Origin of the sequence: Acidimangrovimonas sediminis (assembly GCF_002871005.1) — a bacterium.
Classification (GTDB): Bacteria; Pseudomonadota; Alphaproteobacteria; order Rhodobacterales; family Rhodobacteraceae; genus Acidimangrovimonas; species Acidimangrovimonas sediminis.
Map to the genome: position 1 here is coordinate 1 of NZ_PHSN01000025.1, position 16,537 is coordinate 16,537.

General features: G+C 69.0%; 13 protein-coding genes. 11 read left to right on the top strand and 2 right to left on the bottom strand.

Annotated elements, in window-relative coordinates:
* The 5 genes from CVV76_RS20000 to CVV76_RS20020 all read left to right on the top strand — a co-directional run.
* A partial coding sequence (locus CVV76_RS20000) for a 2-oxo acid dehydrogenase subunit E2 (protein WP_102226463.1) occupies positions 1-1,080 on the top strand: 1,080 nt, incomplete at its 5' end.
* A 488-nt stretch (positions 1,081-1,568) separates the two neighbouring features.
* Positions 1,569-2,831: an aromatic ring-hydroxylating oxygenase subunit alpha gene (locus CVV76_RS20005; RefSeq protein WP_102226464.1), complete on the top strand. Its 1,263-nt coding sequence runs from the start codon at positions 1,569-1,571 to the stop codon at positions 2,829-2,831.
* A complete protein-coding gene (locus tag CVV76_RS20010) occupies positions 2,828-3,922 on the top strand; it encodes a hybrid-cluster NAD(P)-dependent oxidoreductase (RefSeq protein WP_102226465.1) in 1,095 nt (364 codons plus the stop codon). Before CVV76_RS20005 ends, CVV76_RS20010 begins: the two co-directional genes overlap by 4 nt.
* Positions 3,923-4,370: 448 nt before the next feature.
* Entirely contained in the window at positions 4,371-5,348 is a 978-nt protein-coding gene (locus tag CVV76_RS20015) for a malate dehydrogenase (RefSeq protein ID WP_102226466.1), read from the top strand.
* A 325-nt stretch (positions 5,349-5,673) separates the two neighbouring features.
* On the top strand, positions 5,674-7,974 hold the full coding sequence (locus tag CVV76_RS20020) for an FdhF/YdeP family oxidoreductase (RefSeq protein ID WP_102226467.1): 2,301 nt from the start codon (positions 5,674-5,676) through the stop codon (positions 7,972-7,974).
* Between the two features lie 145 nt (positions 7,975-8,119).
* On the opposite strand, the gene CVV76_RS20025 is transcribed toward CVV76_RS20020, so the two are convergent.
* Positions 8,120-9,340, bottom strand: a complete 1,221-nt coding sequence (locus tag CVV76_RS20025; protein WP_102226468.1) for an ABC transporter substrate-binding protein — start codon at positions 9,338-9,340, stop codon at positions 8,120-8,122.
* A gap of 439 nt (positions 9,341-9,779) precedes the next feature.
* Here CVV76_RS20025 and CVV76_RS25015 point away from each other — a divergent pair, with 439 nt between their 5' ends.
* The gene (locus CVV76_RS25015; RefSeq protein ID WP_158243202.1) at positions 9,780-10,508 is read left to right on the top strand and encodes a DUF998 domain-containing protein; all 729 of its coding nucleotides are present in this window, start codon (positions 9,780-9,782) and stop codon (positions 10,506-10,508) included.
* A 107-nt stretch (positions 10,509-10,615) separates the two neighbouring features.
* Positions 10,616-11,554 (top strand): lipid A-modifier LpxR family protein, encoded by a 939-nt coding sequence (locus CVV76_RS20035; protein WP_233193036.1) that lies wholly within the window; start codon positions 10,616-10,618, stop codon positions 11,552-11,554.
* Positions 11,555-11,581: 27 nt separating this feature from the next.
* Here CVV76_RS20035 and CVV76_RS20040 read toward each other — a convergent pair whose 3' ends face one another.
* Positions 11,582-12,337: a hypothetical protein gene (locus CVV76_RS20040; RefSeq protein ID WP_102226471.1), complete on the bottom strand. Its 756-nt coding sequence runs from the start codon at positions 12,335-12,337 to the stop codon at positions 11,582-11,584.
* 188 nt (positions 12,338-12,525) lie between these two features.
* On the opposite strand from CVV76_RS20040, the gene CVV76_RS20045 reads away from it, so the two are divergent.
* From CVV76_RS20045 to CVV76_RS20060, 4 genes are all read left to right on the top strand, one after another.
* Positions 12,526-13,503, top strand: coding sequence for a threonine ammonia-lyase (locus CVV76_RS20045; protein ID WP_102226472.1), 978 nt, complete (start codon positions 12,526-12,528; stop codon positions 13,501-13,503).
* Positions 13,504-13,610: 107 nt separating this feature from the next.
* The gene (gene pcaD, locus CVV76_RS20050) at positions 13,611-14,411 is read left to right on the top strand and encodes a 3-oxoadipate enol-lactonase (protein ID WP_102226473.1); all 801 of its coding nucleotides are present in this window, start codon (positions 13,611-13,613) and stop codon (positions 14,409-14,411) included.
* 66 nt (positions 14,412-14,477) lie between these two features.
* A complete protein-coding gene (locus CVV76_RS20055; RefSeq protein ID WP_158243203.1) occupies positions 14,478-15,200 on the top strand; it encodes an alpha/beta fold hydrolase in 723 nt (240 codons plus the stop codon).
* A gap of 119 nt (positions 15,201-15,319) precedes the next feature.
* Positions 15,320-16,531 (top strand): MFS transporter, encoded by a 1,212-nt coding sequence (locus CVV76_RS20060; RefSeq protein ID WP_408607895.1) that lies wholly within the window; start codon positions 15,320-15,322, stop codon positions 16,529-16,531.
* Positions 16,532-16,537 lie beyond the last annotated feature (6 nt).

The following is a 16,537-nucleotide window of genomic DNA, read 5'->3' on the forward strand; positions in this document are numbered from 1 at the left end:
GGCGAGGACGCCTCGGACATCGAGAACGCCACCAACCCGGCGGAGCCCGCCTCCGGCGCCGCGTCGTCCAAGGCGGACACGGACGAGGAGAAGCCGAAGGCGAAGGACGAGGTGCCCGCCGCCTCGGCCCCGGCCGCGCCGAAGAAGGACGGCGAGCGCATCTTCGCCTCGCCGCTGGCACGCCGCATCGCCGCCGACAAGGGGCTTGATCTCAGCCAGATCAGCGGCTCCGGCCCGCATGGCCGGATCGTAAAGGCCGATGTCGAGGCCGCGAAACCGGGCGCCAAGCCCGCCGCGGCCGCCGCCCCTGCGCCCGAAGCTGCCAAGGCCCCCGCCGCCGCGCCTGCCGGCCCCTCCACGGATGCCGTCCTCAAGATGTACGAGGGCCGGGAATTCGAGGAGGTCAAGCTGGACGGGATGCGCAAGACCATCGCCGCCCGTCTCACCGAGGCCAAGCAGACCATCCCGCATTTCTACCTGCGCCGCGATGTCCGTCTCGACGCACTGATGAAACTGCGCGGCGAGTTGAACCACCAGCTTTCGGGCCGCGGGGTGAAGCTGTCGGTCAACGACTTCATCATCAAGGCCTGCGCCCAGGCGCTGCAGCAGGTGCCCGACGCCAATGCCGTCTGGGCCGGCGACCGGATCCTGAAGCTGAAGCCCTCGGACGTGGCCGTTGCGGTGGCGATCGACGGCGGCCTCTTCACCCCGGTCCTGAAGGATGCCGACACCAAGTCGCTCTCGGCCCTCTCGACCGAGATGAAGGATCTCGCGGGCCGCGCGAAGGACCGCAAGCTTGCGCCGCATGAATACCAGGGCGGCAGCTTCGCGATCTCGAACCTCGGGATGTTCGGCATCGACAATTTCGACGCCGTGATCAACCCGCCCCATGGCGCGATCCTCGCCGTCGGCGCGGGCGTGAAGAAACCCGTGGTCAACGACGCGGGCGAAATCGAGGTCGCGACGATCATGTCGATGACGCTTTCGGTCGACCACCGGGTGATCGACGGCGCGCTCGGCGCCGTGCTCCTCAAGGCGATCGTCGAGGCGCTGGAAAACCCGATGCTCATGCTCGCCTGAGCGCGCCACGAAACCACAACGCAGGGGCCCGCCTTTCCACAGGCGGGCCCCTTGCGTTCCGGCCCCGGTTTCGCCCCGGTTTCGCCCCGGGGGTGCGACGGAAACATTGGTAGACCGGCCCGCCATGGCGCCCCCTCAGTGCCCTGGCCATGGTGCCGCAGCCCTGGGGTGCGCAGCCATGCGCGCTCCGCCACCGGCGGGGCCGTCCCCACCTGCCCGACGCGTCGGGCAGCCTTCCCCGACTCCCCGCACCGTGCTCGATTCGGCGATGGCCGGGCCATTTCCGGCCACCATGCGGCAGTGCGGCATCGCGCCGGGTGCCGAGAGGTCGCCCGCCGTTTCGCGAGTGTCGCAAAAGGCCGCGTGGCGGGTCGCGATTTGGGGCCTTGTAGGGGCGATACGACCCGGGGCCGGCGCGGCCCCGGCCGCCCCTCCCCCTCCCCCCGAAGTCGGCGGCCGCTTCGGGCGACACTCTCAGGAGAAGACTGATGCTGCGCGATTCGGACGTCCTCTCGCTTCTCATGCGGCGCAAGCCCGCCCATTCGCTGGCACAGCCTTTCTACGGCGATCCCGGTGTGTTCCAGGTCGATATGGAAAAGATCTGGTACCGCGAGTGGCTGTTCACCATCGCCGCCTGCGAGATCCCGAAGCCCGGCGATTACGTCGTGCACGAGGTCGGCGCCTATTCGGTGGTGATCGTGCGCGGCAACGACCGCGAGATCCGCGCCTTCCACAATTCTTGCCGCCACCGTGGCTCCGTCCTGTGCAAGACCAGGAAGGGCCGACATCCGAAGCTTGTCTGCCCCTACCACCAGTGGACCTACGAGCTTGACGGAAAACTCCTCTGGGCGCGCGACATGGGCCCCGATTTCGACCCGTCGAAACATGGGCTGAAGCCGGTGCATTGCCGCAACCTCGCAGGTCTCGTCTACATCTGCCTCGCCGACGCAGCCCCCGATTTCGACCGCTTCGCCGAGACGGTGACCCCCTACCTCGCGGTGCATGACCTGGAAAACGCCAAGGTCGCGCACCAGTCGACGATCATCGAGAACGGCAACTGGAAGCTGGTCTGGGAAAACAACCGCGAATGCTATCATTGCGCGGGCAACCACCCCTCGCTCTGCCGCACCTACCCCGAGGATCCGACGATCTCGGGCGTGGCGGCCGACGGCAAGTTCCCCGACATCGTCGAGAAGCACTTCAACCGGCTCGAGGCCGCTGGCGCGCCCTCGCGCTTCAAGCTTGACCCGGGCGGGCAGTTCCGGGTGGCGCGCATGCCGCTGCTGGAGGGTGCGCAAAGCTACACGATGGATGGCAAGCTGGCCGTCGCCAAGCGGTTGGGCCGGGTCGGTGCCGACCAGGCTGGGACGCTGCTCATGTTCCATTACCCCACCACCTGGAACCACTTCCTGGGCGATCACTCGATCACCTTCCGCGTCACCCCGCGCGGCCCGCTGGAAACCGAGGTGCAGACCACCTGGCTTGTGAACAAGGACGCGGTCGAGGGGCAGGATTATGACCTCAAGCGCCTGACCGAGGTGTGGGAACACACCAACGACGAGGATCGCGAGGTGGTCGAGAACAACCAGCGCGGCATCCTTTCGCCCGCCTACGAACCCGGCCCCTATTCGCGGTCGCACGAGGACGGGGTGATCCAGTTCTCCGACTGGTACGCCGAGACGATGATCCGCGCGATCACCGGCACTGTCGCCGGCCCGGTCGGCGGCCAGGCCCGGGTCGCGGCGGAATGAGCGGCGACCAGGATCGCGTCGACCTGTCGGCGGCAGACGACGCCGGGATCTGGACCGACGCCGAACCGCTGGAATGCTGCTCGGTCGTGCCCGAGGCGCCCGAGACGATGACCTTCAGCTTCACCGCCCCCTCGGGGGCGCTGTTCCGCTTTGCGCCGGGGCAGTTCATGACGCTGGAACTGCCGGTGCCGGGCGGCACGGTGTGGAAGACCTACACCATCTCGTCCTCGCCCTCGCGGCCGCTGTCGATCTCGATCACCGTGAAGGCGCAGGAAGGCAGCGTCGGCACGCGCTGGATGCTCGACCAGCTCAAGCCCGGCATGCGGATCAAGGCGATGGGTCCCGCGGGCCTCTTCACCCTGCCGCCGCGCGAGCGCAAGAAATACCTGTTCATCTCGGCCGGATCGGGGATCACGCCGTCGCTGTCGATGACAACCTATCTTTACGACCGTGGCACCGACGTCGACGTCAACTTCATCCACTGCGCGCGGCGCCCGCAGGACATCATCTCGCGCCAGCGGCTGGAGATGATGGCCGCCCGGATGCCGGGCATCAAGCTGAGCTTCGTGGTGAAGGAGGACGATCCCTACCGCGTCTGGACCGGCTATCGCGGCCGGCTGAACCAGATCATGCTGGGCCTGATCGCGGGCGACTACCTGGAACGCGAGGTCTATTGCTGCGGGCCGGAAAGCTTCATGACCTCGGTACGCGAGATGCTGATCGCGCTGGGTTACGATATGGAACGATACCACCAGGAAAGCTTTTCCGCGCCGATCGAGGACGCGGCGGACGTGGCGGTGCCGGACGACGTGGTCCCGGACGAGGACGCGGCGGCCGAGATCGCCTTTGCCGCCTCGGGCGTCACCGCCTCGTGCCACGAAACCGACACCGTCCTGTCGGTGGCGCGCGGCGCCGGCATCGTGATCCCCTCGGGCTGCACCTTCGGCGTCTGCGGCACCTGCAAGATCCGCAAGACCAAGGGGCAGGTCGTCATGGTTCACAACGGCGGCATCTCCGAGGACGACATCGAGGACGGCTACATCCTGGCCTGCTGTTCCAAGCCGATCGGCCAGGTCGAGGTCGAGGTCTGAGAGACCGACGCAAAGCAAGCAGGGCAAGCGTCGGCCCGTGGTCTGACGCTCGTCCCCTTCGAACGGCAGCGCTTAATCCCGGCCAGGTTCCTCCAACGAATGAGCGTCTCGCGCGGGCGGCAAAGCGCCCGCCCGTCGGGACGGGCCGGCGCTGGCCCCGCGATCGCCATGGGCGACCGTGCACGGGGCCAGATCACCGGGCCGGATCACCGGGCCGGATCGGCGCAAATTCTGTTCCTTGGTGCCCCGAACGCACACGCACCGATTCGCACACCCCTTCGCGCAAAACCAGCGGTTTCCCTTCCTGAAGTTTCGGTATACAGCGGGATACCGTAGCCTCCCGCGCCGTTTCCGGGCCGGGGTTCACGTTGTTAGCGCTCGCGCATTGGACAGCGGCAATATAACGCGCTAGGTGCCCAAGCGACGCAATCGGGACAAGGAGGTCCAGATGACACTTCCCGCCAAACGCATCGCCGTCACAGGTGCTGCCGGCCAAATCTGCTACTCGCTGCTCTTCCGCATCGCCAAGGGCGATGTCTACGGGCCGGACCAGCCGGTGATCCTGCAGCTTCTGGACATCACCCCGGCGATGGCGGCGCTCAAGGGCGTGATCATGGAACTCGAAGACTGCGCCTTCCCGCTGCTCGAGGACATCGTCGCCACCGATGACCCGGCGGTCGCCTTCAAGGATGCCGATTGCGTCTTCCTCGTGGGCTCGCGCCCGCGGTCGAAGGGGATGGAGCGGGCCGACCTGCTGATGGTCAACGCCGAGATCTTCAAGGTGCAGGGCAAGGCGCTGAACGACGCCGCAAAGCGCGATGCCAAGGTGATCGTCGTGGGCAACCCCGCGAACACCAACGCCGCGATCCTGGCCGCCCACGCCCCCGATTTCCCGCGCGCCAACATCACCGCGATGCTGCGCCTCGACCACAACCGCTTCCTGTCGCAGCTGGCTGCCAAGGCCGGCGTCGCCGTGCGCGACATCGAGAAGGCGGCCGTCTGGGGCAACCACTCGCCCACCATGTTCCCCGACTGGTCGAACACCACCGCGTCGGGCAAGGCCATTGCGGACATGATCAACGACGAGACCTGGTACCGCGACACGCTGATCCCGACCGTGGGCAAGCGCGGCGCCGCGATCATCGAAGCGCGCGGCGCCTCCTCGGCCGCCTCGGCCGCGAACGCCGCGATCGACCACATGCACGACTGGATCCACGGCACCAAGGGCGGCTGGGTGTCGATGGGCATCCCGACCGACGGCAGCTACGGCATCCCGGAAGGCCTGATCTGCGGCATGCCGGTGACCTGCGAAGGCGGTGAATACAAGCTGGTCGAAGGCATCGAGATTGGCGATTACGCCCGCAAGATGATCGACCTGTCGGTCAAGGAACTGCAGGAAGAGCTGACGGCGGCGATGGGCAAGTAAGCCCCTCCGCCCTTCGACACGGAAGGCCCGGTGCAGCGATGCGCCGGGCCTTTTGCTTTGGTCTGGCCTGTCCCGGCGCCACATCAGCCAAATCTCGCCCGGGCGACAAGCCCGGGCAGCGCCCGACCCTTCCCCCGGGAGGGCGCACCGCAACGTCGCCACGCGTTCAATCGCCGGAGGAGTGTGGCGGCATGAAACGCTGACCACGAACGCGGCAAGGCGCCCACCCAGGGTCGGGCGCTGCCCTCCGCACCTCTGCGCACCATCGTGAGGGAACCGCCGCGCCCCGTGCCCGTTGCCCCCCAAGCAGCAGGAGGACACGCACATGGCCAGCCCCACCCCGCCCCGCCACGACGCCACGAAACAGGACGAGGGCCTGCCGCATTACGACCACCCCTCGGGCGGCTGGGGGTCGCTCAAGGGCGTGGCCGAGATCTTCGGCGAGGTCCACAAGGACAGCGAAGCCTTCCGCATCCTCTATGAGCTGAACAAGCCCAAGGGTGTCATGTGCTCCTCCTGCGCCTGGGCGAAGCCAGCCGATCCCCACGCCGCCGAATTCTGCGAGAACGGCGCGAAATCCGTGCTGTGGGAACTCGATTCCGGCCGCGTCGGCCGCGACTTCTTCGCCGAGCACACGGTCGAGGAGCTGAAAACCTGGCCCGATCACGACCTTGAGGCCGCCGGCCGCCTGACCGAGCCGATGCGCTACGACGCCGCGACCGACCGCTACGTGCCCGTGGGCTGGGACGAGGCTTTCATGGCCATCGGCACGGCCCTGAACGCGATGGACCCAAAGGAGGCCGTGTTCTACGCGTCGGGTCACGCGGGGCTCGAGGCATCCTACCTTTACGCGCTTTTCGCCCGCGCCATGGGGCACCAGAACCTGCCGCAATCGTCGAACATGTGCCACGAGACGACCAGCGTGAACCTGAAATCCTTCATCGGCACGCCCGTCGGCACCTGCACGCTGGAAGATTTCGACCATTGCGACGCGATCTTTTTCTTCGGCCAGAACACCGGCACCAACTCCCCTCGCTTCCTTCACACGCTGAAGGCGGCGGTGAAGCGCGGCTGCCGGATCGTCACCTTCAACCCGCTGCGCGAACGCGGGCTGATCGAATTCGTCGACCCCCAGAACCTGGGCCAGATGACCTTCGGCAAGGCCACGCAGATCTCCGAGCAATATTACCAGCTGCGCCCCGGCGGCGACATCGCGGTGCTGGCGGGGATGATGAAATGCGTCCTTGCCGCGGAGGACGCGGCCCCCGGCACCGTCCTTGACCGCGCCTTCATCGAGGGCCAGACCACCGGCTTCGCCGAGACAGAGGCCGCCGTGCGCGCGGCCCCCTGGGACGAGATCGAGCGTCACTCGGGCCTCACCCGCGCGATGATCGAGGAGGCAGCCGAGGTCTATATCAGCGCGAAGAATGTGATCGGCATCTACGGCATGGGGCTGACCCAGCATGTGAATGGCTGGCTGAACCTTGGCATGTACTGCAACCTTCTGATGATGAAGGGGAATATCGGGCGACTCGGGGCCGGCATCTCGCCCGTCCGCGGCCATTCCAACGTGCAGGGCCAGCGCACCGTGGGCGTGGGCGAGAAATCCGCGCACATGCCCGCCGACAAGCTGCGCGATCTGTTCGGGATCGAGCCGCCCGAAGAGGACGGGATGAATGCAGTGATGGCCTTCGAGGCGCTCCTGGAGGGCCGGGTAAAGGCGCTGATCTCGCTTGGCGGAAACCTCGTGCGCGCCATGCCCGACCGCGAGAGGATCGAGGCGGCCTATCCCCGGCTCGACCTCTCGGTGTCCATCGCGACCAAGCTGAACCGCTCGCACCTCGCCCCCGGCAAGGCCGCCTATATCCTGCCCTGCCTCGGTCGCGCCGATCGCGACGAACAGGCGGGCGGGCGACAGGCCACCTCGATGGAGGACACGTTCTCGCATATCTACGGCTCAATCGGGAACGCGCTGCCGCCGTCCGAACATGTCCGCTCGGAGCTGGCGATCGTGGCGGGGATCGCCAAGGCCACGCTGGCCCCCAACCCGCGGCTGGACTGGGACGGCTGGACCGCCGATTACGGCCGTGTGCGCGACCTGATCGCGGAAACCTTCCCCGACGACTTCGCCGAGTTCAACGCCCGCCTGCATCAGCCCGGCGGCTTCTACCGCGGCAACCCGGCGCGCGAGCGGGTGTGGAAGACCGAAAGCGGAAAGGCCGAGTTCACGGTGCCCGACACCCTCTCGGCCCTCGGTCAGGCCCCCGGGGGCGGCCGCGAGATGACGCTGATCACCCTGCGCTCGAACGATCAGTTCAACACCACGATCTACGGCTATTCCGACCGCCTGCGCGGGCTGGAGGGCGACCGGATGATCGTGCTGATGCACCCCGAGGAAATCGCCCGGCTGGGGCTGACCGAAGGCGCGAAGGTCTCGCTCAACTGCGCCGTGGCGGACGGGGTGGAGCGGCGGGTGTCGGGGCTCACGCTGACCGGCTACGACCTACCGATGGGCTGCGTCGCGGGCTATTATCCGGAACTCAACCCGCTGGTGCCGCTGGGCTATCACGAGAAGAACTCCAAGACCCCGGCCTACAAGGGCACGCCGGTAATCGTGGGGACGTGACGGAAGCCAGCAGAGGTCCGTACCGCCCGTGAGAATCTGAAGTCCGGGGCGACCAGCCCCTGGCAGCAGAAAAGCCCCTCCCGCAGCGCGGAAGGGGCCATGACGCGGATCAGCCCGGGGCGCCTCCCCCAAACCGATCCGAGGATTATTGCGCCATCTTGCAGCCGCCGTCCTTGAGCGAGGCATAGGCCTCGTCGCCCGGGATGGTGCGCACGACGTCGGCCACGTCCCACGGGTCCGACCCGCCCGACTTGACCTTCAGCAGGTACATGTCGTGCACCAGCAGGCCGTCCTTGCGGATCTGCCCGCCCTTGGCGAAGAAGTCGTCGATCTTCATCTTGCCCAGCTCCGCGCGCACCTTGTCGGGATCGTCGGTGCCCGCCGCCTTGATCGCGTTGAGATAGGCCATGGTCAGCGAGTAATCCGCCGCATGCACGAAGGTCGGCGCCTCGCCGCCCGAGAACTTCTCGTACTTGGCCTTCCACTCCTCGGACGCCTTGTCGCCCTTCCAGTACCAGCCGGAGGTGAATTGCAGGCCCGCCGCCACGTCGGTGCCCAGCGATTTCACGTCCGAGATCAGCACCAGCATGCCGGCCAGCTGCTGCCCGCCCGAGACGATGCCGAACTCATGCGCCTGCTTGATCGCGTTGACCGTATCCTGCCCGGCGTTCGCAAGCCCGATCACCTGCGCGCCCGACGATTGCGCCTGCAACAGGTAGGACGAGAAATCCGCCGTCGCCAGCGGCACGTCGGACGACCCCACCACCTTGCCACCCAGGCTTTTGACGACCGAGGCGGTATTGTCCTGCAGCGCGTGCCCGAAGGCATAATCGGCGGTGATGAAGTACCACGACTTGCCGCCGTTCTTGACCACGGCGGTCGCGGTGCCCACCGGCAGAGCGTGGGTGTCATAGCCGTAATGGATGCCGTATTTGGTGCAATCCGACCCGGTCAGCGCACTGGTCGCCGCGCCGGTGGCGAAGGTGATCACGTGCTTGGACGAGGCCAGCTTCTGCACCGCCAGCGCCACGGCCGAGTTGGTGAGATCCTCGATCATGTCGACGTGCTGCTCGTCGATCCACTGCCGCGCGGTGGCCGAGGCCACATCGGCCTTGTTCTGGTGGTCGCCCGAGATCACCTCGATCTTCTTGCCCAGGACGGTGCCACCGAAGTCCTCGACCGCCATCTTCACCGCGTCGACGGCGCCCTTGCCGCTGAAGCCGGTGGAATAGACGCCGGACATGTCGCCCAGAACGCCGATCTTCACAACGCCATCGGAAATGGCGTCTGCGGCATGGACGGTCGCCGCCGGCATGGCGCAGGCAGCGGCGACGGCCGCCGCCGAGATACCCAGTTTCAGGTTCATTCCTCTTCCTCCCTGTCCGCATGCGCGGACTCGTTTGCGGTTTTCACGTTGTCTGCCCGTGAAACCCCGGCCGGTTCCGGGTCTTGGGCCCGGTGCCGCGCCAGTCTTCTCCTCAGTTGCGCCGGGTCCTCCCCCGGCGCTGCTCCCTCCGCGCCTTCCGACGGTCCCGTCCTCCTTGCGGGCCCTGTTCCCGACCGCTCTGCAGTCGCCTGCAGGCCGCCCTCTGCGGGGGCGAGCCCCTGCCGGAAGACGCCGGTGGGTAACTTTGTTGCGCCGCTCACCGACCTGTCAACACCCCTGTCCGAAAGATCCTCCCGCCCTGCCCCCGCCAAGGCCGCGATCCCGCAACGCCGATGCGTACTCTGCGCTCCTTCCCATGCTCCCAAAGGCGCGATGGCGCGTGAGTTGCCGCACCCCGCGCGCGCGATATCTTTCCCGCATGTCCCTTTCACCGCAGTCCGATCCACGCCGCGACCGGCACTTTGCCCTTGGTGCAGGGTTGTGGATCTGCTGCCTGCAATATTTCGTCGTCGAACGGCTGAGTATCCTCGACTGGCGCGGGCAGTATTCGCTGTCGCGCAATGTGATCAGCGATCTCGGCGCGCTCGGGTGCCGGATCGGCGGGGCGCATCCTCTGTGCTCGCCGCTGCATCCGCTCGCCAATGCCTCGTTCATGGCGCAGGGCCTGCTGATCGCCGGAGGTGCCGCGCTGATGTGGCGCGGGCGGCGGCCGGGCATGGGGCCGGGCCTTGCCCTTGCCGCGCTGGCAGCGCCCGGCGTCACGCTGGTGGGCGTCTTCCCCGAGAACAGCATCCCCCTGGTGCACTATTTCGCGGCAGGCGAGAATTTCGTGGCCTTCGCCGCCGCAGGTTTCGCCTTCGCCTGGGGATTCGCCCGGCGCGCCGCCCCCTGGCGCGCACTGATGTGCCTCTTCGCCGGCGGGCTGAGCGCCGCCGGCACCATCCTGCTGGCACATCACTGGCTTCTGGGCCTCGGGGTCGGCACGCTGGAACGGATCACCGTCTATCCCCAGCCGCTGGCGCTGGGGCTCCTGGGTGCCGCCTTCCTGGCAGAGGGCCCCGCCCCGGCAAAACCCCGCGACCGCGCAGTGCCCGGGGTGGGCGGAACCGCCGAGACGGAGACGCCCGGGACAAGACCGTCACGCTGACTTGCCTGTCGCCTGTGCACCGCGAACTGTGGCCCTGCCGCACTAGTCGCGGCCCCGACCGCCCCGTATAAGCCGGTCGGGGGCAGAAAACGGGACAGGAAGACAGAGTGAAAGCGGCATTTCTTGCCATGGTCACCGGCATGCTGGGGCTTGGGGTCGGGCTTGGTCTGGCGAACACGGCGCAGGCCGAGACCGGGCGCAGCCTGATCGGCGTCGGCCGGATCTTCGACAACGACTTCCTCGGCGACGGCCACGACCGCTGGCGCTCGGGCAGCTACACGCTCAGCGCGATCACGGGACCGGACTGGGACGGGCAACTTCCCGCAAGCTTCGGCCAGTTGATCGAATACCGCCTGTCGGCCGAGATCATCACCCCCGGGAACCTGACGACGCCGCCCACCACCGATCGCCGCTATGCGGGGATCCTGACCTTCGGCATGCACACCCACTGGTCCATGGGCCGAACCGAGGCCAGTGCCGGGATCGACCTGAACGCCACCGGCCCGCAGACCGGGATCGGCCACTTTCAGTCCAGCGCGCACCGCGCGGTAGGCGATACCCCGCCCTCGACCCGGGTTCTCGACGACCAGATCGGCAACGCGATCTACCCCACCTTCGTGGGTGAGGTCGGCCGCAGCTACGACCTTGGCAACGCGATGTCGTTCCGGCCCTTCGTCGGCGCCGAGGCGGGGCTCGAGACACTTGTGCGCGTGGGCGGCGACCTCACCATCGGCCAGTTCGGGCGCGGCGACATGCTGGTGCGCGATGCCGTCACCGGCCAGCGCTACCGCGCGGTGCGGATGAACCGCACTCCAGGCCTCAGCCTCGTCGTCGGGGCAGACGTGGCGCATGTCGCCTCCAGCCATCTGCTGCCCTCGGACGGGCCGGCGCCGCTGGATCCGACGCGCACCCGGGTGCGGCTTGGTCTCCACTGGCAGGGCGAGAGGATGGCGGCGTTCTATGGCCTCACCTACCTCAGCCGCGAGTTCAAGACCCAGCCGGAGCATCAGCTTGTCGGATCGCTCCACATCTCGCTGAAGTTCTGAGGGCGCCTGTCGAGCCCGGGCCGCCCGTCAGAACGCCGACCACAGCGCAAGAGAGATCCGGGGCGACGATTCCCCTATCAACGGGATTTCGGGCTGAAGCTTGACCTGCGCCGACCCGACCCGCAGTACCACCGCAGGCCCGAGGCGCAGGCTGGCCCGCGCGCCGGGGTAATCATCGCCGAGAAGCTCCAGCATCAGGTTCACCCGCTCCGAGGGCTTGAGGCCGAAGATCACGTCGATCTTCGGCACCGCCTGGCGTGGCCTGGCCCAGACTTCCAGCTCCAGCTTGGCGGTGACCCAACCGGGCCAGCCCGAGGTGACGCCCGAGAACGCGCCGAGCCGGCCGTCCCCGCCCCCCGCGCCCCAGCCCCGCCCCCAGGCCAGCGCCGGGCGCAGGTAGGTCAGCCCCGCCGCCCCCGGCGTGGTGCGCCGCCCGACACCCAGCGCCCAGCCCCAGGCGGTGCCGTCGTCGCGTTGCGTCGCGTGGCCGAAGCCCAGAACGAAGTCGCTACCACCATCCTTGGGCAGCGTGGCGTCGAGGATCACCAGGTTGTCCCGCTTGAGGCCGATCTCGGCGTAGAAGTTCCCCTCCGTCACCGGCTGGGCCGCCCAACTGCGGTGACCGGTCGCGTCGCGCCCCTGGCCGAAGGTCACCCCGGTCGAGACGAACATCCCCCCCACCTCGCGCGGCCAGGCATCCGCAAGACAGCGGCTCGCCGGCAGGCCAAGCGCGCAGATCCCCCAAACCCCGGCCAGCACCGCCCTTTTCAACCGATACGCCATGACGCTCCTCTTCCGCGCCAGTCTGGGAGCAACGTGGTTAACGAACGGTTAAGCGCCACGGCCCCGTGCGCGCCCTTCGTCGCCGGCTCCGAAGGGCCCGGCCGGCAAAAACGGGGTCTGGTGCCCGCCGCCGCCGCGGGCTACGCCTTGGTCCGACCGGGGAGAGGCCAGCCAGAGAGGATACGACCATGACCGACATCGCGATGATCGAGGCCGCCGCGGCGCGGCTGAAGGGCCATGTGCTGCGCACCCCGCTCCTGTCATCGCCCTTCCTCGACGAGATCGCCGGACGCCGCCTTCTGGTCAAGGCCGAGTGCCTGCAACACACCGGCAGCTTCAAGGCGCGCGGCGCCTGGTCCGCCGTCTCGGCGCTGACGCCGGAGGTGCGGGCGCAGGGCGTGCTGGCCTATTCCAGCGGCAACCACGCGCAGGGCGTGGCCCGCGCCGCGGCGCTGCAGGGCGCGGCCTGCGTCATCGTCATGCCCTCGGACGCGCCGGCGCTGAAGATCGCGAACACGAAAGCGCTTGGCGCCGAGGTGGTGCTCTACGACCGCGCCACTGAGAACCGCGAGGAGATCGGCGCCGCGCTGGCCGCCGAGCGCGGGCTGACCCTGGTGAAGCCCTACGACGACCCGCAGGTGATCGCGGGTCAGGCCACGACCGGCCTCGAGATCGCCGAACAGGCCGCCGAAGAAGGGGTCACCGTGGCCGAGGTGCTGGTGCCCTGCGGCGGAGGCGGGCTAACCTCGGGGATCGCGCTGGCGCTCGAGGCGAAGGCCCCCGCGATGCGCGTCCGCCCGGTCGAGCCCGAGGGTTTCGACGACACGACACGCTCGCTCGCCTCGGGCAGTGTCGTCGCCAACGACCGGCTTGCCGGGTCGATCTGCGACGCGATCATCACCCCCCGCCCGGGAGAGCTGACCTTTCCGGTGCAGCAGCGGCTGAGCGGGCCGGGCCTCGTGGTGACCGAGGAAGAAGCACTGCGCGCCATGGGGCTGGCCTTCCTGAGGCTGAAGGTCGTGATCGAACCGGGCGGCGCGGTGGCGCTGGCGGCCGCACTCTTCCACGGCGCGGAACTGGCGGCCGACACGGCGATCGCCGTGGCCTCGGGCGGCAATGTCGACCCCGTGCTCTTCGCCCGCGCACTCGCCACCCTCGACGCCTGACGCCTGCCCCCCTCTCCCAGCCGCCGCCCCGTTTGCGCCCCCCGGCGCAACGCGCTATGCGGGGCGGGTGGCCTGCCCCGGCGCAGCGGCCGCCGGACGGAGACCCGATGCACATCCTCGACCTTGGCGACATCCGCCTTCACATCCGCGACGAGGGCCCGCGCGACGGCGCGCCGGTCGTGTTCTCGAACGGGCTGGGTTGCGACCTGCGGCTCTGGGACAAGGTGGTGCCGCTGCTGCCCCCGGGGCTGCGACTGATCCGCTACGACGCGCGCGGTCACGGCCTGTCGGATTGCCCGCCCGGCCCCTACGGCATGGGCACGCTGGTACGCGACGCCGAGCGCCTGATCGAGGCGCTGGGTGTCAGGGACACCGCGTTCGTCGGGCTGTCGCTGGGCGGGATGGTGGCGCAGGGGCTTGCGGTGAAGCGGCTGGATCTCGTGCGTGCGATGGTGCTGTCCAACACGGCGGCCAAGATCGCGACCCAGGGGATCTGGCAACAACGGATCGAGGCGGTCCGCCAGGGCGGGATCGAAGCGCTGGCCGACGCCGCGCTGGAACGCTGGTTCTCGCGCCGGTTCCGCCAAGGGGCCTCGACCGCGGCCGAGGTCGCACTGGTGCGCAACATGCTGGTGCGGCAGCCGGCCGAGGGCTACATGGCCACCGCCGCCGCGATCTCGGGGACGGATTTCTACACGCCGACCTCGGGGCTGGGGCTGCCGACGCTGGCGATCGCCGGATCCGAGGACGGATCGACCCCGCCCGACCTGGTGCGCGAGACGGCCGACCTGGTCCGCGGCAGCCGCTTTCACCTGATCCGCGGCGCCGGCCACCTGCCCTGCATCGAGGCGCCCGAGGCCTATGCCGCCGCCCTCTCCGCCTTCCTGCGCGACATCGGCCATGTGTGACCCCACGTCTGGCCTCGTGTCTGCCCCCTTGTCCCGATGCCGCCACCCTTCGCACGGTGTCCTGTGATGGGCAGGATCCTGCTTGTACACGGCGCCTGGGGCACCGGCGCCATCTGGGACCGGGTCGCGCCGCGCCTCAGCGAGGCAGGGCACGAGGTGACGGCGGTCACCCTGCCCGGTCATGGTGGTGAAAACGGCGGTGAGAACGGCGGCGTGCACGACCCCGGCGCGATCGGCCTCGACGATTACGTTGCACATGTCGCCGCGCTCGCCGTGGCGGGGCCGCCCGCGCTGCTGGTCGGCCATTCCATGGGCGGGATGGTGATATCGGGTGTCGCGCAAGCCGTGCCGCAGGCTGTGCGCAAGCTCGTCTATGTCGCCGCGCTCCTGCCCGCCGACGGCCAGTCGCTGATCGACCTGATCCGCAGCCAGGACAGCCCCGGCGTCGCCCGCGCCGTGCGCAAGGGTGCCCGCCCCGGCACCTCCGAGATCGACCCGGAACTGGCCGCCCCGATCTTCTTCCCCGAGGCCACCCCCGAAGAGGCGGCCAGCGTCACCTACGTAGCCCAGCCCAACCGCGGCCAGACCGAGGCGATCCGCCTCGGCCCCGCCTTCGACAGCGTGCCGCGCGCCTATGTCCACGCGCGCCATGACCAGGTCGTGACCTTCGCCTTGCAACAGCAGATGCGCGCCCGCACCCCCTGCGCCGAGGTCTTCACACTCGACTGCGGCCACTTCCCGCAGCTGACCCGCCCGGAGGAGCTTGCCGCGATCCTCGGCGGGCTGTGACCCCACCCGGAGGCCGGCGCCCGTTCCCCCCTTTCCTGCCCGGCGAAGCGCGGCTAGGCTCCGCCCGGTCGCCCGGTCCTGCCCGCGGGCGCCAGCGAGGGGAGGATCCGCAGGACATCATGGCAAGCCGTGCCGCCCTCATCTTCGTCGTGCTGACGGTGCTGCTCGATTCGGTCGGGATCGGCCTGATCTTCCCGGTGCTGCCCGACCTGATCGAAGAGGTCACGGGCGGCGACCTCTCGCATGCCGCACTCTGGGGCGGGGTGCTGACCGCAGCCTTCGCGCTGATGCAATTCACCTTCGGGCCGACCGTCGGCAACCTGTCCGACCGCTACGGCAGGCGGCCGGTGATGCTGGTGGCGCTGGTGGTGATGACCGCGGATTACCTGGTGATGGCGCTGGCGGGGTCGATCTGGCTTCTGATCGCGGCGCGGGTGGTGGCGGGGCTGTCGGCAGCCACCCACACCACAGCCGCGGCCTACATGGCCGACATCTCCACGCCCGAACGGCGCGGGCGCAACTTTGGCCTGATCGGGGCGGCGCTGGGGATGGGCTTCATCCTCGGGCCGGCGCTGGGGGGCCTGCTGGCGCAATTTGGCACCCGCGCGCCGTTCCTGGGGGCTGCCGCCCTCGCCGCGCTGAACCTCGGCTTCGGCGCGCTCGTGCTGCCCGAGACGCTTCGCCGTCCGCGCGCCTTCGACTGGCGCCGCGCCAACCCGCTGGGCGCCTTCCTCGGCGCCTCGCGGCTGCCCGGGCTGGGCCGGGTGCTGACCGTGTTTCTCCTCGCCCAGGTCGCGAACTTCGCCTACCCAGCGGTCTGGGCCTACTGGGGCGCGGCGCGCTTCGGCTGGGACACGACGATGATCGGCTTGTCGCTGGCCTTCTATGGCGGCGGCTTCATGGCGGTGCAGGCGCTCTGCGTCGGCCCCGCGATCAGGCACTTCGGCGAAGGCCGCACCGCCACGCTCGGCCTCGTCTGCGACGTGATCTCGGCGCTCTTCTTCGGCATCGTCTCGAACGGCGCGGCAGCCCTGGCCTTCGTCATCGTCTCGTCGCTGGGCGGCATCGCCACCCCCGCCCTGCAGGCGATCGGCGCCCGCCTCGCCCCCGAGGACGCGCAAGGAGAGCTGCAGGGCCTGATGTCGAGCCTCACCGCCGTCGCCATGATCGTTTCGCCGATCACGGCCACCACCGTCTTCTACGCCTTCACCGGCCCCGCGGCCCCCGTCCAGCTGCCCGGCGCGCCGTTCCTCGTCTCGGCGCTGCTGCTTGTCGCCGCCGTTCTTCTTCATGTCGCGCCCGCGCGCGTGGCCGCCGAGCCGGCCCCCTAGCCTGAC